Below are 14,827 nucleotides of genomic sequence, written 5' to 3'. Positions count from 1 at the left end.
GTTCCAGATACCCGGCACCTTTCCAGAGGGCAGTGAACCATGGGTATGCAGCACAACCAGGGCCTGAACCTTGGCGCCATGACCGGCGCGTCGGCCGCGGACGCGCGCCGGGGCAAGCGCCTGGAACGGCTGATCGAACTGGGTATCGCGCTCTCGGCCGAACGGGATCACGACCGGCTGATGGAACGCATCCTGCTGGAGGCGAAGGACCTGACCAACGCCGATGGCGGAACGTTGTACCTGCGTACGGAAGACGACACGCTGCGGTTCACGATCCTGCGCAACGACACGTTGAACACCGCCATGGGCGGCACGACCGGCAAGGACATCCCGTTCCCGCCGCTGCCCATGACGCTGCCCGACGGTGCGCCCAACCACAACAACGTCTGCACCCACGCCGCCCTGACCGGCACGTCCATCAACATCGTCGATGCCTACGAGGCCGAGGGCTTCGACTTTTCCGGCACAAAGAGGTTCGACGAGGGCACGGGCTACCGCTCCAAATCATTCCTGACAATCCCGCTCAAGAACTTCGGCGGCTCTGTCATCGGGGTGCTGCAGCTCATCAACGCCCGCGACGACGACGACAAGGTCATCCCCTTCACCGACGAGGTGCAGCCGCTGGTGGAGGCGCTGGCGAGCCAGGCGGCGGTGGCCATCGACAACCAGCAGCTCATGGCCGCGCAGCGGGACCTGCTGGACAGCTTCATCAAGGTGATCGCCGACGCGATTGACTCCAAGTCGCCCTACACCGGCGGCCACTGCCGGCGCGTGCCCATGATCGCCGAGCTTCTGGCCGAGGCCGCGTGCAAGGAAACCGACGGCCCCTTCGCCGATTTCGACCTTGACGACGACCAGCGCCAGGAACTGCATCTGGGCGCCTGGTTGCACGACTGTGGCAAGGTGACGACGCCGGAATACGTGGTCGACAAGGCGACCAAGCTGGAAACCATCTACGACCGCATCCACGAGGTCCGCACCCGCTTCGAGGTCCTGCGCCGCGACGCCGAAATCGCCCTGTGGAAGGGCATCGCCGAGGGCGGCGACGAGGCGGCATTGCGGGCGGAGTTCGAGAAGACCGTGGCGGCGCTGGAAGAGGACTGGGCCTTCATCGCCGAAACCAACATCGGCGGCGAGTTCACCACCGACGAGCGCAAGGCCCGCGTGAAGGAAATCGGCGCCCGCACCTGGACCCGCCACTTCGACCGCACGGTCGGGCTGTCGTGGGAGGAAAGCAAGCGCCTGGAAGACGTCCCGCCGCCGCCCCCGCCGGCGACGGAACGCCTGCTGGAGGACCGGCCGGACCACAAGGTCGGCATCTACGACAAGGGCGAGATCTACAACCTGTGCGTCGGGCGCGGCACGCTGACCGACGAGGAACGCAAGGTCATCAACGACCACATCGTCGTCACCCAGCAGATGCTCGCGCGCCTGCCCTTCCCCAAGCACCTGAAGCGGGTGCCGCAGATTGCCGGCAATCATCATGAAAAGATGGACGGCACGGGCTATCCCAACGGCCTGAAGGCCGACGAGATGGACGTGACCGAGCGCATCATGTGCATCGCCGACATCTTCGAGGCCCTGACGGCCGCCGACCGCCCCTACAAGACGCCGAAGACGCTGTCGGAATGCGTGAAGATCCTCAACTTCATGCGCAAGGACGGCCACATCGACGCCGGCCTGTTCGAACTGTTCCTGCGCTCCGGCGCCTACAAGGACTACGCCGAGGTCTGCCTGCTGCCAGAACAGATCGACGACGTCGACCTGAGCCAGTACCTGACCCAGGTGGACGCGGCAGAGTAGGGCGGGGCGCCGGCCTTCGAACGAAGCTCCCGCCTCGGGCGTGGATACGGGAAGGGTGCTCCACCCGCTCCCGGACAACCGCCAGAGGACCTTCCGCATGACGCGCGACGTCACCTATCCCGCCTCCGTCAGCCGCGAGCCCGCCGCGCCGGGCACGCCCGTGACGGTGCGCCTGCCCCAGTTTCCCGAGCTTGAGGCCGTCGGCCCGACGGAGGACGAAGCGCTGTCGGAAGCGCAGGTGCGCCTTCAGGGCATGATCAACGACATGGCCGCCCGCGGCGAACAGATCCCCATGCCCACCCAGGCCAGCGGCCCCGGCCAGGTCAGCGTCACGGTGCATGTGCCCGAGGCGCCGGAGTAGGGCGGCGCGCGGAATCAGCGGCGTGTGCTTCCACATCTTTTGCGTTGATTTTTTCTCTCGGTAACATCAGGGTTGTATCCCATCGGCTGTTTTCCGATGAAAATACAATCTTGAGTTATGGAGAAAGTAATGGCTGATATTGTTTATACGCTTAAAGAAATGGCTGAAACGGAAGAGCTTCACCTTTTCGAGGCAACTCCGGCTCCTGATGGCAAGTGTACGCCGAAGCCCAAATCTATCTGCGGTGCCATGAAAAAGGGCGACAGCGTCGCCAACAAGTTTGCGTGCAAAGACGAGGATGACGCCCGGATGGAGTGCGCCCGAATCGGGCGAGACGTCTGCGGAAATTGCGTCCGTCATCTTTACGCGACGTATTAATCGGTCATATCGCCTTCCCTTGCCGCCACCTCGCCGCCCAGGCGGCGCAGCAGGCCCTCGGCGCGGCCCAGGTTCTTTTCCGCCACGCGCGCCAGCATCCCGGCGCCGTGGCCGCGGTAGATTTCGACGGCATCGGAGAAGCACGCCACGGCCTGGTCCAGCGGCTTGGGATCGCGCGTGTGTTTCGCCAGCAGGAACAGGGCCGTGCCCAGGCTGTTGCGGCTGGCCGCCCACAGGATGGGCGTGGTCGATGGATCGCGGACCGTCAGGGCGTTGCGGCTGGTGCCGACGGCTCGTTCCAGAACTTCCTGGTTCTTGTGCTGGTCGCCGTAGACCTGCAGCACCTGGCTGACGTTGTGCATCACGTCGGCCCAGTGCCAGGGGAAGTTGGCCCGCGTGAACACCGTCAGCGCGTGCTGGAAGGCGCCGACGGCCTCGCGCAGGGCGTCGACGTTGCCTTCCGTCATGTCCAGGCGGAACAGCACCGTGCCCAGTCGGTTGTGCAGCCCCGCCCATTCCACCGGCGCCACCGAGCGTTCCGTGCCGTAGATGGCATTGCGGAAACCTTCTGCCGCGGCGTGCAGGTATTCGGCGTTGCCGGTGCGCTCGCCGACGGCCTGGTAGACCAGCGCCAGCTGGCGTTGCAGGCAGTACCAGACCTCGGCGTCCTCCTGCGGCGTCCATTCGACGGCGGCGCGCAGCACGTCGGCGCCGTATTCCTGCAGGCCGGTGCCCGGCGACAGCGTGCCCGCGGCGGCGCAGGCGATGCCGTAGCAGGCGAAGATCTGCGCCGTCTCGATCTGGTAGAGGCCTTCCACCGGAGTGTCGATGAACACCCGCGCCGCCTCCAGCCAGCCCGGCAGGCGGGTGGCCAGGCTCTGCGCCTGGGCCTCGCCGCGGGGTTCGATGGCGGCCATGACCACCGACTGCACCAGCGCCGCCCAGCTTTCGTCGAAATAGCACGGCACCGGCAGCCACAGCAGCGGGTGCGGCCGCCCGGCGCGTTCCTCCTCGCTGAGTGATGCGGCTGTCATGTGGATGCGGTCCATGCGGCCTTCGCCGTCCACCGCGCCCCACAGGACCAGGTCGGCGCGCTCTTCGGCCAGCCAGCGCTGGGCGCTGGCGTTGGCGCGCCGCGCCTGTTCCCCGGGCATGAGCAGCAGGTCCGCCTCGGCCGGCAGGGGCGTGCCGTGGGCGCGGATGGAAAAGCCCTCCAGCTGCTCAAGCCAGGCGATCAGGTGGGGGCGCTGGGTGTCCTCGGGGTCGTTGGCGAAGGGGGCGACCAGTACCTCGAAGGGGCGCACCGCACCGTCGCGCTTCTCGCCGCTGGAGGAGCGCCAGCGGCCGAACAGGCGGGCGAGCAGGGTGGGGCGGCGCGGCTCGGCCAGGACGGACAGTTCAGGCAGGCCGTAGGCGTCGACGGGCACGGGCAGGTTGGTCGCCTCGCCGCCCCGGCGCCGGCGCCCGGACCCCGCGGCTCCGTCCTCGTCGCCGCCCCAATAGGCGATGGCGGCGCGGTCGTCGGTCTCGCGCAGGCGCTGGGCCAGCTTGGACATGACCTTCATGGCCGTCGCCGGATCGTCCTCGATGCGGCGCAGGAATTCGCGGCGGGGGATCACCTTCACCGCCACGTCGCCGGAGGCATAGGCGGTGGCCGTTCGCGGCGAATTATCCAGCAGCCCCAGCTCGCCGAACAGCTCGTCGCGCGTGGCCGTGCCCATGAGAACGGGGCCGGCCCGGCTGTCGTGGTAGAGGTCCACGCGCCCCGACTGCACGATGTAGGCGCTGTCGGAGCGGTCGCCTTCCGCGTAGATGATCTCGCCGTCCTTGAACTTCCGCGTCTTCACGGCCGGTCAGCCCCTTGCCGGTGGCGGGAGCGTCGGGGCGCGCGGCGGCGATGGACGGCGGCGGCAGGTTCGCGTTTCAGCCCTCGGACCCTCCCGGCGGGCGGTCGTACTGGATGGCGCCCTGGTAGACGCGGGCCGTCCGGTCGCCGCGGGTCACGGCGATGAAACGGTGGCCGTTCTCGTCCTCGTCCATGGCGATCGTGATGGCGCCCGACTCCAGGTCCTGCGCCACCTGCTTGTCTTCCATCTCCAGGGCCTTGGCGATACTGCCGACCAGGGCGTTGATCTCGTCATACATTTCGCGGTTGTCGCTCACGGCGTCGAAATCCTCGGGCGTTGCGCGGGTGGGCCTTGTCTCGGCACGCACCATAGCACCGCGCGCGCGACGACGCGAACCCCCGAGGCATTCCGGGCGGTCGGCTCAAGCATGATGGAGGGAAAAGAGGCGCTCGGGGCGGCGGTGACCGGATGGTCGACGGAGGGGGATGATGCTCCGGTCACCGCCGCCCCTTAAGGGGGAAGGGGACCCCTTGGCGCTTCAACGCCCGAAACCGGGGTTTCGGGTCTCGATAATTTTCTGGCTGTCCGCACCGGCTGAAGGGGAGGCCGGTGGGTGCCGGGGCGCCCCGCCTATACCGGAGTGCCTTAGTCAAGAAATAGTCGGAAGAATTCCAACATGCAACCCAAAAAACGTGCGGTACAGGGGGAGGGGGCGTTATGCTCGCGTCGGATGTTGCCGCAGTGATCCCTGGGAGATCCCGAATGCCGAGACACTTCAAGCCCTTGGCCGCGCTTTTCGCGCTGACGCTGGCCGCCTGCGCGACCCCGGAGGCGCCGCCCCCCGCGGCGCTCCAGGCGCCGCCGCCGGAGCCCGCGGCCCAGCCCGAGATCGCGACCGGCTGGACCGCCAAGGACCCGGTGCGGGCGACGGAGTTCATGATCGCGGCGGCGAATCCGCAAGCCGCCAAGGCCGGCTTCGACATGCTCAAGCGCGGCGGCGCGGCCATTGACGCCGCCATCGCCGCCCAGGCCGTGCTGACGCTGGTGGAGCCCCAGTCCAGCGGCATCGGCGGGGGCGCCTTTCTGCTGTATTTCGACGACGAGACCCGCCGCCTGACCAGTTGGGACGGCCGCGAAACCGCGCCCGCCGCCGCCACGCCGGACCGGTTCCTCAACGACGCCGGCGATCCCCGCGGCTTCTATGACGCGGTGGTGGGCGGCATGTCGGTCGGCGTGCCGGGCGTGCTGCGCATGCTGGAGGCGGTGCACGCGCGCGAGGGCCGGCTTGCCTGGGCGGAGCTGTTCGAGCCCGCCATCAAGCTGGCCGAGGGCGGCTTCGCCGTCAGCCCGCGCCTGCACCAGATGCTCGCGGCTGAGGAGCATCTGCCGAAGATGGCCGCCGCCAGCGCCTATTTCTACGGCGAGGACGGCAAGGCCCCGCCGGTGGGCACTGTGCTGCGCAATCCCGAACTGGCGGCCACCCTGCGCGCCATCGCCGAGGGCGGGGCGGACGCCTTCTACGAGGGGCCGCTCGCCCGCGCCATCGTGGCGGCGGTGAACGGGGCGGAGCGCAATCCCGGCGACCTGGCGCTGTCCGACCTGGCCGGCTATCAGGCCAAGGAGCGCCCGCCGGTGTGCATCAGCTACCGCGCCCAGTTGGTCTGCGGCATGGGCCCGCCGTCGTCGGGCGGCATCGCGGTCGGCCAGATCCTCGGCATGCTGGACACCGTCTCGCCGGTGCTGGTGAACAACCCCTTGAGCGTCCGCACGGCGCACTTCCTGACGCAGGCGGAGCGGCTGGCCTTCGCCGACCGCAACCGCTACGTCGCCGACAGCGACTTCGTGGACGTGCCTGTCTCGGGCCTGCTGGACAAGGGCTACCTGCGCAAGCGCGCCCAGATGATCCGCGCCGACAGCCTGATCCCCAATCCCCGGCCCGGCACGCCCAACGGCCTGTCGCGGCAGACGGCGGCGCTGGGCGATGGCGATGCGCTGGAACTGCCGTCGACCAGTCAGGTCAGCGTGGTGGACAAGTACGGCGATGCCCTGTCCATGACCACCTCCATCGAGAACGCCTTCGGCTCGCGGATTTTCGTGAAGGGTTTCCTGCTGAACAACCAGCTCACCGACTTCTCCTTCTCGCCCAAGGACGAGGAGGGCCGCCCCGTCGCCAACCGGGTGGAGCCGGGCAAGCGGCCGCGCAGTTCCATGGCGCCGACCGTCGTGCTGGGGCAGACGGCGCGGCCGGTGCTGCTGACCGGCTCTCCGGGCGGCCCGCGCATCATCGGCTACACCGCGCGGTCGGTCATGGCCGCCGTCGACTGGAACATGGACCCGCAGGAAGCGGCCAGCCTGCCCCATGTTCAAAGCCGCGGCGGTCCGACGGAGCTTGAGGCCGGCACGCCGGCGGAAGTGCTGGCCGGTGGCCTGCGGGAGCGCGGCCACACCATCCGCGTCACCGACATGACCAGCGGCCTGCACATCATCGCCATGCCCGAGGACGGCCCCATCCTGGGCGGCGCCGATCCGCGCCGCGAAGGCGTGGCGCTGGGCGAGTGAGGAGGCGCGCCATGGACCCGATGACCCCCATCGCCGCGCTTCTGGCCGACCTGGCCGAAGGGCGCACCACCTCCCGCGCGCTGACCGAGGCCTGCCTGGCGCGGGCGAAGGACGCCGACGGCGAGGGCGCGCGCGTCTTCACCCTGACCGACGACCGGGCGGCGCTGGCCGCCGCCGATGCCGCCGATGCGCTGCGGGCGGCCGGCATCGACGGCGGGCCGCTGCTGGGCCTGCCGGTGTCGGTGAAGGACCTGTTCGACGTGAAGGGGCAGGTGACCGCCGCCGGCTCGGTCGTCCGCGCCGACGATCCGCCGGCGACCGTCGATGCGCCGGCCGTGCGCCGCCTGCGGGCGGCCGGCGCGGTGGTGGTCGGGCGCACCAACATGACCGAGTTCGCCTTCTCCGGCGTCGGCCTGAACCCGCACCACGGCACCCCGCGCAACCCGTGGGACCGCGCGACGGGCCGCATTCCCGGCGGGTCCTCGGCCGGCGCGGCGGTGTCGGTGACGGACGGCATGGCGGCGGCGGCGCTGGGGACCGACACCGGCGGATCGGTGCGCATTCCCGCCGGGCTGTGCGGGCTGGCCGGCTTCAAGCCGACGCAGGCCCGCGTGTCCCGCGACGGCGCCTTTCCGCTGTCCTACGCCATGGACTCGGTGGGGCCGCTGGCGCCCACGGTGGCGTGTTGCGCCCTGCTGGACGCGGTGCTGGCGGGGGGCGAGCCGGCGGTGCCCGAGCCCATGCCGCTCAAGGACCTGCGCGTGGCCGTGCCCCAGGGGCTGGTGCTCGACGACATGGACGAATCGGTGGCCGAGCGCTTCGAGACGGCCCTGCATGCCCTGTCCGCCGCCGGCGTGCATGTGGACGGCCTGGGCGTCGCCGACCTGCTGGACCCCACCTACGTGGCCCGTCAGGCGCTGGAGGTGACGGTGGAGGCCTGGTCCATCCACCGCGGCCGGGCGGCGGCCGAGGCGGCGCGCTTCGACCAGCGGGTGCTGGCCCGCATGAAGGCGGCGGAGAGCTTGAGCGCCGCCGACGTCGTCGACCTGCAACTGTGGCGCAAGGACTTCCAGCGCCGGTGGAACGGCCTTGCGGCGGACTATGACGCGCTGCTGTGGCCCACCCTGCCGACGCTGGCGCCCACCATCGCCCAGGTGGACGCCGACGAGGAAAGCTACAACCACTGGAACCGCCTGATGCTGCGCAACACGCGGCTGGTCAACGTGCTGGACGGCTGCGCGGTGACGATCCCCGTCCACCGTCCCGGCGAGGCCGCCGTCGGCCTTCAGGTGGTCGGGCCGACGGGCACCGACACGCGCACACTGCGCGTGGCCCTGGCGCTGGAGGCGGCGCTTTCGGAGATGCGCGATGTTCCATGAAGTCGGCCAGCCGCACGGGCTGCCCTACAACCCGTTCAAGAGCTGCGTCATTCCCCGCCCCATCGGCTGGATCACCAGCGTCGACGTCCAGGGGCGGGTGAACCTGGCGCCGTTCAGCTTCTTCAACGCCCTGGCGAGCGAGCCGCCGCTGGTGATGATCTCCATCAACGGTCGCCACGGCGGCGGCGGGCCCAGCAAGGACACCCTCGCCAACTGCCGCGAGACCGGCGAGTTCGTGGTGAACATGGCGACCTACGCCCTGCGGGACGCGGTCAGCGCCACCTCCGGCCCGCTGCCCACCGGCGAAAGCGAACTGGATGCCGCCGGGCTGACGGCGGAGCCGAGCCAACTGGTCGCCCCGCCGCGCGTGGCCGAGAGCCCCATCCACCTGGAATGCCGCGTGCACCAGATCATCGACCTGCCGTCGGACAACCCCGACAGCCGCAACACCATGGTGATCGGCCGGGTCGTCGGCGTGCACATCCGCGACGATGCCCTGACGCCCGACGGCCGGGTGGACGTGGAGAAGATCCAGCCCATCGCCCGGCTGGGCTACCAGGACTACGCGACGGTCGACCGCATCTGGCAGCTCACCCGCCCCAAGGGCGGCGGCGACAGGACGGCCGAGGGGCGGTAGATGTCAAAATCTACGGTCCCAGTTTCGACGAAGCCAGAGTTGGATCACATAGCGATCGCGGATCTCGTCAGGAAGGTGCTCTTGGATAAGCCATTCAGCCTTCTTTCCGGATGCTTTAGTGGTTAGGTTTTCGTCCTCGAGAAATTCGTTTATAAAATATAATACTTCGTAGCCTTCGGCACGATTGAGAAGCTTATTGTCCGGACTGTGAATATGATTGGGGCTGTCGCCGGGCGTAGTCGTCCAGGTGTACTCATATTCGAGATCGTCCCTTCCCATAATCGGCATCCATCCCCTCCCGCGCATCAAGGAAAAAATACAGTCTGAAGTTGCTATCATAATCGTGAAAAAGAGACGGGGGAAGTCGTAAAAGGAAGGTTGGCCTTGAGATGAGACGCTCCCCGCCTTACTCGAACTCTTCCGCCGCGCAGGCCAGCGCCCGTTCGCGGTGCAGGCGGCGGGCCTCTTCCACCGCCATGCCGTCGTCCAGCAGTTCGCGCCGAAGGCGGGCGTAGTGCAGGACGATGCAGTCCAGCACGTCGCGGTAGAGCGATTCGCCGCAGCCCAGGTCGTCGAACCGGATGGGAGCCTCGGCGAACACGCGGGAGGCCAGGGCCGGCTCGCGGTCGGGGATGAAGCTCTGGGTGGCGTGCTCGGCCAGCCCGGCGGCCAGGGCGGTGCAGATGCCGGGGTCGTCCTCGTTCATCACGAAGATGTCGCCGAAGGTGGCGGCGCCAGGCATGTCCCCGGCAACGTCGTATTGCGCCGCCGCCGGCGGGGCGGCCGGCAGCAACAGAAGAAGGACGGCGAGGCAGCGGCGCAGGCTCATGGAGCATCAACGCGCCGCCGCCGCGCCGGGATCAATCCTCCAGATAGCGCCCGCGCAGGTGGGTGAGGAAGGCCTTGGCGCTCAGGGGTTCGCCGGTGGCCTGCACCAGAAGCTCGCGCGTCGACAGGCTGGAGCCGTGGCGGTGGACGTTCTGGCGCAACCAGCCCAGCAGCGGCCGGAAGTCGCCGACGGCCAGGCAGTCGGGGATGCGCGGCTCGGCGTCGCAGGCCGAGAGGAACAGCTGCGCCGCCGTCATCGCCCCCAGCGTATAGGTGGGGAAGTAGCCGAAGGCGCCGTCGTACCAGTGGATATCCTGCAGCACGCCGCGCCGGTCGTCGGGCACGGTGAGGCCGAGCAGGCGCTGCATGCCCTCGTTCCAGGCCTCGGGCAGGTCGTCGATCTCCAGCCGGCCGGCGATCAGGTCGCGCTCCAGGCGGTAGCGCAGGATGACGTGGGCGGGATAGGTGACCTCGTCGGCGTCGACCCGGATGAAGCCGGGCTCCACCAGCGTGTTCAGGCGATACAGGTTCTCCGCCTCCCACGCCTGGCCGCCGCCGCCGAAGGCCTCGCGCAGGACCGGAGCGGCATGGATGGCGAAGGAACGCGACCGGCAGGCCAGCATCTCGGTGAGCAGCGACTGGCTTTCGTGCATGCTCATGCCGCGGGCCTTGCCGACCGGCTGCTTGCGCCAGTCCGCCGGCAGGCCCTGTTCATAGAGGGCATGGCCGGTTTCGTGCAGGACGCCCATGAAGGCCTGGGCGAAATCGTCTTCCTCGTACCGGGTGGTCAGGCGCAGATCGTCGGACGAGCCGCCGCAGAAGGGGTGGGCGGACACGTCGAGGCGGCCGTGCGCGAAGTCGAAGCCCAGCGTCTTCATGAAGCGGGCGGCGACGGCCTTCTGCGTCGCGATGGGGAAGGGGCCCTTGGGGCGGACGGGCGGCGGCCGCCGGCCTTGCGCCTCCAGCACCTCGCCCAGCAGGTTGGGCAGCACCGATTCCAGGTCGGCGAACAGCATGTCGATGGAATCGGCGCGGCCGCCCGGCTCGTACTGGTCCAGCAGCGCGTCGTAGGGCGTGACGCCCAGCGCTTCCGCCTTGGCCTCGGCCATCTCGCGCGTCAGGTCCAGGACGATCTTCAGCTTGGGCGCCACGGCGGCGAAGTCGCTGGCCGGGCGGGCGGTGCGCCAGGTCATCTCGCAGGACGATCCGGCCCGCGACAGGGCCTCCACCAGGTGGGCGGGCACGGCGCTGGCGTGGGCGTGCAGCCGGGCGATCTCGCGCAGGTTGGCCTTCTGCCAGGCGTCCAGGTCGTCGGCGCGGGCCTCGGCCGCGGCGATCCATTCCGCCACGCGAGGATCGACGGTCATTTCGTGCTCGATGGCCGACAGGGTGGCGAGCTGGTCGGCGCGGCTGTCCGCCCCGCCGTCGGGCATCATGGTCGCGGCGTCCCAGTGCAGGAAGCCTGCGGCGTCGCCCAGCGCGGAAAGGCGCGCGAAGCGGGTTTCAAGCTGGTGGTAGGGGGAGGGGTTGGCGGCCATGAACGTCCTCTGGTCTTGGGGGCTGAGGGATCATGCCCCAATTGACCTGTGGCCTCAAACATCCGGCGGCAAGGGGCGGCGACGGCCGTCGCCGGGTCAGTACCCCATCAACTCGTCGATCTCGTTCTGGTGCAGGGCGACGTCGTTGCCGTGGATGATGGCGCTGGCGACGTCGATCAGGCGTTGCAGCGCCCGGCTGGCGGCGACGGCGCGGGCGCGCAGAAGGTCGGGGTCCTCCAGGGCGTCGGCCATGCGGTCCAGCGACAGGGCCACCAGTTCGTTCATCTGGCCGATGGTCTGCTCGAAGGGCTGGCGGAAGCGTTCGGGCACGTAGTCGTAGGCCTCGATCGCCAACTGCTTGTCCGAGAACGAGGAATCGCGGAAATGGTCCTGGTAGCCCTTGGGCTCCCAGGCGCGGCATTCCTCCAGCATGTCGGGCATGTCCGGGACCATTTCCAGGAGCATGATGATCTCGTTGAAGTGGTTCAGGTAATCGGTCGCCAGCAGGGTCTGGCCGTTGATGTTGGCGTCCGCGACGCGGGCGCGAAACGCCTCATAGGCGGCGCCATCGGCGTCGCCTGCGGGTTCCTGCTGTGTTGCCGCCGCTGCTGCGGAGTGGTCGGCCATGATGCTCCGATCCCTGGAACGGCGGCGCGCTGCCGCCGGTCTTAATCCCTCGGTACGAGGGGGCGAGTATCCCTCAACTCCCCCCACCGGATCAACGTTCGCGACGGACGCGCACCGGGATGCGCCGTGTCGACGCCCGGCGCACCGGGTGATCCGCCGGCGGACGGTTATTTCACACCTTCGCAGTCGGTTAAAGCGGTGGATCAGGCCCCGGCCGCTTTTCGCGCGCGGCCGGCCAGGGCCGCGACGGCGCGGCAGGGGGCAGGGGGCGACGACCGCCGATGCAGATGAGCACGCCGGCGGCGGCGACGAGGTCCCACGCGCCCGGCAGGGGCCGCTGGCGGGCGTCCTTGGGCTTGAGTCCGCCGATCCGTAACCGCTCTGCAAGAAAAGCCGGATATCCCCTTGCGCATCACCCCCGATCTCCTGATATAACCGCGTCGGAAGGCTGGCGGCGGACGGACTCCTCGCCAACCCGGTCAGGCCCGGAAGGGAGCAGCCGTAACGAGTTTCGGTCCGGGTCGCCGTCCAGTCTTCCACCTTCCTCAAGGTTGCGGTTTCCGGCCGGCGGCGATGACAGACACTCCTCTGCCTGACAGCAAGACCGCCGCCCCGGCGGCCTATCGCGTGCTCGCGCGGAAGTACCGCCCCACCGACTTCACCACGCTCATCGGCCAGGATGCCCTGGTCCGCACCCTGTCCAACGCCATCGAATCGGGGCGGCTGGCGCAGGCCTATGTGCTGACCGGCGTGCGCGGCGTGGGCAAGACGACGACGGCGCGCATCATCGCGCGCGCGCTCAACTGCATCGGCGAGGACGGCACGGGCGGCCCCACGGTCGCGCCCTGCGGTGTCTGCGAGCACTGCCGCGCCATTTCGGAAGACCGTCACGTCGACGTGCTGGAGATGGACGCCGCCTCGCGCACGGGCGTCAACGACATCCGCGAAATCCTGGAAGGCGTGCGCTACCGGCCGACCAGCGCCCGCTACAAGATCTATATCGTCGACGAGGTGCACATGCTCTCGACGGCGGCCTTCAACGCGCTTCTGAAGACGCTGGAGGAACCGCCGGAGCATGTGAAGTTCATCTTCGCCACCACGGAAATCCGCAAGGTGCCCGTGACGGTGCTGTCGCGCTGCCAGCGCTTCGACCTGCGCCGGGTGGAGGCGTCGACGCTCGCCAACCACTTCGCCGCCATCGCCGAGCGCGAGGGTGCGGATATCGAGCCCGCCGCGCTGTCCATGGTCGCCCGCGCCGCCGACGGATCGGTGCGCGACGGCCTGTCGCTGCTCGACCAGGCCATCGCCCATGGCGGCGGCACGGTGACCGAGCAACAGGTCCGCGACATGCTGGGCCTGGCAGACCGCGCGGTGGTCTTCGACCTGTTCGAGGCGGCCATGGGCGGCGACGTCGCCAAGGCGCTGGGGATCATCGGCGAGCAGTACACCGCCGGGGCCGAGCCGACCGTCATCCTCCAGGACATGCTGGAACTCACCCACTGGCTCACCCGCCTGAAGGTCGCGCCCGACGGGGCCGACGATCCCATGGTCAGCGAGTCCGAGCGCGTGCGCGGCCGCGACATGGCCGGGCGGCTGCATATGGCCGTGCTGACCCGAACCTGGCAGATGATCCTGAAGGGCCTGAGCGAGGCCCGCAGCGCGCCGAGCCCGCTCCAGGCCGTGGAAATGGCGCTGATCCGCCTGGCCTACGCCGCCAACCTGCCGAGCCCGGCCGAGGCGGTGGAGAAGCTTCGTGCCCAGGGCCAGGGTGCCGCGCAGCCGCAGGGCCAGGCCCAGCCGCCGCGCCCGCCGCAGGCTCCCGCGCCCGCCGGTGGTGGCGGAGGCGGCGGCGGCGGGCAACCGGCCGCTGCGCCGCCGGGACGGCCGCAGACCGTTCATGCCCCGCACGCGCCCTCGGGTGCGCCTACGGCAAGCCTCGCGGCCGCCCGCCAGCCGGAGCCGGAGTACGATCCCTTCGCCGGGGCGCAGTACGAGCCGGTCTACGAGCCCGATTTCGATCCGGCGCCCGTGCCCGCCGCGCCGCCCGAGCAGGCGGAGGCGCCGCGCGGACCGGCGTTTGCCCCGGTGCCGCGCGACTTCCCCGGTGTGGTCGAGCTGTTCAAGAGCAACCGCGAAAGCGTCATCGCCGGCTATCTGGAAGCCAGCGTGCATCTGGTGCGCTACGAGCCCGACGCCGCGCCGCCGCGGCTTGAGTTCCGCACCCAGGCCGGCGTGCCGGTGGATTTCGCCCAGCGTGTCGGCAAGAAGTTGCGCGACTACACCGATGCCCGCTGGATGGTCACGGTGAACACCACCGAGCAGGGCGACCCGACGCTCAAGGACCAGACCCGCGCCACCGTCGCGGCGCATCCGCTGATCGAGGCGGCGCTGCGCGGCCTGCCGGGCACCAAGATCGACCTCATCCGCCCCGTCAAGCGGGTGGAGGAGGAGGCGCCGGCGCCCGCGCCGGACGCGGATGACGCTTCAACAGACAATCCTGGAGACGACGACGCATGAAGAACCTCGGCCAGTTGATGAAGCAGGCCCAGCAGATGCAGTCCAAGATGACGGAAATGCAGGAAAAGCTGGGCGAGCTGGAGGTCGCGGGGACGTCGGGCGGCGGCATGGTCACCGTCACCCTGAACGGCAAGGGCGAGATGCGCGGCGTGAAGATCGACAAGTCCCTGGTCGATCCCGAGGACGTGGAGGTCCTGGAGGACCTGATCGTCGCCGCCCACACCGACGCCAAGGGCAAGGCGGAAGCCGCCATGCAGGAAGAAATGCAGAAGGTCACCGGCGGCATGCAGCTGCCGCCGGGCATGAAGCTGCCGTTCTGAGGCGGTCTCCGGTCCTTGGCATGATCCTGTTGC

The 14,827-nt window shown here is 69.4% G+C and carries 14 protein-coding genes and 1 other RNA gene; 9 read left to right on the top strand and 6 right to left on the bottom strand.

What is annotated here, in order from left to right; all coding sequences use genetic code 11:
- Positions 1 to 39: 39 nt before the first annotated feature.
- The 3 genes from LG334_RS20430 (at position 40) to LG334_RS20420 (ending at position 2,542) form a co-directional block, all read left to right on the top strand.
- Positions 40 to 1,803 (top strand): HD domain-containing phosphohydrolase, encoded by a 1,764-nt coding sequence (locus LG334_RS20430; protein WP_404380985.1) that lies wholly within the window; start codon positions 40 to 42, stop codon positions 1,801 to 1,803.
- Positions 1,804 to 1,900: 97 nt separating this feature from the next.
- The gene (locus LG334_RS20425; RefSeq protein ID WP_404380983.1) at positions 1,901 to 2,164 is read left to right on the top strand and encodes a type II toxin-antitoxin system HicB family antitoxin; all 264 of its coding nucleotides are present in this window, start codon (positions 1,901 to 1,903) and stop codon (positions 2,162 to 2,164) included.
- 129 nt (positions 2,165 to 2,293) lie between these two features.
- Positions 2,294 to 2,542: a hypothetical protein gene (locus LG334_RS20420; protein WP_404380981.1), complete on the top strand. Its 249-nt coding sequence runs from the start codon at positions 2,294 to 2,296 to the stop codon at positions 2,540 to 2,542.
- Here LG334_RS20420 and LG334_RS20415 read toward each other — a convergent pair.
- A complete protein-coding gene (locus LG334_RS20415; RefSeq protein ID WP_404380979.1) occupies positions 2,539 to 4,389 on the bottom strand; it encodes a cyclic nucleotide-binding domain-containing protein in 1,851 nt (616 codons plus the stop codon). The two genes, LG334_RS20420 and LG334_RS20415, sit on opposite strands and share 4 nt — an antisense overlap.
- 76 nt (positions 4,390 to 4,465) lie before the next feature.
- Entirely contained in the window at positions 4,466 to 4,705 is a 240-nt protein-coding gene (locus LG334_RS20410) for a hypothetical protein (RefSeq protein ID WP_404380977.1), read from the bottom strand.
- A gap of 446 nt (positions 4,706 to 5,151) precedes the next feature.
- On the opposite strand from LG334_RS20410, the gene ggt reads away from it, so the two are divergent.
- The 3 genes from ggt to LG334_RS20395 are packed head-to-tail and all read left to right on the top strand — an operon-like array spanning position 5,152 to position 8,964.
- Positions 5,152 to 6,948 (top strand): gamma-glutamyltransferase, encoded by a 1,797-nt coding sequence (gene ggt, locus LG334_RS20405; protein ID WP_404380975.1) that lies wholly within the window; start codon positions 5,152 to 5,154, stop codon positions 6,946 to 6,948.
- 11 nt (positions 6,949 to 6,959) lie between these two features.
- Entirely contained in the window at positions 6,960 to 8,327 is a 1,368-nt protein-coding gene (locus LG334_RS20400; RefSeq protein WP_404380973.1) for an amidase, read from the top strand.
- Positions 8,317 to 8,964 carry a flavin reductase family protein gene (locus LG334_RS20395; protein ID WP_404380971.1) on the top strand — a complete coding sequence of 216 codons (648 nt, stop codon included), beginning with the start codon at positions 8,317 to 8,319 and terminating at the stop codon, positions 8,962 to 8,964. Before LG334_RS20400 ends, LG334_RS20395 begins: the two co-directional genes overlap by 11 nt.
- A gap of 3 nt (positions 8,965 to 8,967) precedes the next feature.
- Here LG334_RS20395 and LG334_RS20390 read toward each other — a convergent pair whose 3' ends face one another.
- From LG334_RS20390 to LG334_RS20375, 4 genes are all read right to left on the bottom strand, one after another.
- On the bottom strand, positions 8,968 to 9,252 hold the full coding sequence (locus tag LG334_RS20390; RefSeq protein ID WP_404380969.1) for a hypothetical protein: 285 nt from the start codon (positions 9,250 to 9,252) through the stop codon (positions 8,968 to 8,970).
- 118 nt (positions 9,253 to 9,370) lie between these two features.
- Complete coding sequence (locus LG334_RS20385; protein ID WP_404380967.1) at positions 9,371 to 9,793, bottom strand: hypothetical protein; 423 nt, start codon at positions 9,791 to 9,793, stop codon at positions 9,371 to 9,373.
- 31 nt (positions 9,794 to 9,824) lie between these two features.
- Positions 9,825 to 11,330, bottom strand: a complete 1,506-nt coding sequence (locus LG334_RS20380) for a carboxypeptidase M32 (RefSeq protein WP_404380965.1) — start codon at positions 11,328 to 11,330, stop codon at positions 9,825 to 9,827.
- Positions 11,331 to 11,426: 96 nt separating this feature from the next.
- Complete coding sequence (locus LG334_RS20375; protein ID WP_404380963.1) at positions 11,427 to 11,957, bottom strand: hypothetical protein; 531 nt, start codon at positions 11,955 to 11,957, stop codon at positions 11,427 to 11,429.
- Between the two features lie 442 nt (positions 11,958 to 12,399).
- Between LG334_RS20375 and ffs the strand changes: the two genes are divergently transcribed.
- The 3 genes from ffs to LG334_RS20360 all read left to right on the top strand — a co-directional run bounded on the left by ffs (position 12,400) and on the right by LG334_RS20360 (position 14,794).
- Positions 12,400 to 12,498, top strand: an RNA gene (gene ffs / locus LG334_RS20370) — signal recognition particle sRNA small type.
- 32 nt (positions 12,499 to 12,530) lie between these two features.
- Positions 12,531 to 14,474, top strand: coding sequence for a DNA polymerase III subunit gamma/tau (locus LG334_RS20365; protein ID WP_404380961.1), 1,944 nt, complete (start codon positions 12,531 to 12,533; stop codon positions 14,472 to 14,474).
- Positions 14,471 to 14,794: a YbaB/EbfC family nucleoid-associated protein gene (locus tag LG334_RS20360; RefSeq protein ID WP_404380959.1), complete on the top strand. Its 324-nt coding sequence runs from the start codon at positions 14,471 to 14,473 to the stop codon at positions 14,792 to 14,794. Before LG334_RS20365 ends, LG334_RS20360 begins: the two co-directional genes overlap by 4 nt.
- Positions 14,795 to 14,827: the final 33 nt, after the last annotated feature.

This window comes from Caenispirillum salinarum (assembly GCF_044803115.1).
GTDB lineage: Bacteria > Pseudomonadota > Alphaproteobacteria > Rhodospirillales > Rhodospirillaceae > Caenispirillum > Caenispirillum salinarum_A.
This window is presented reverse-complemented; position numbering and strand designations above follow the sequence as displayed.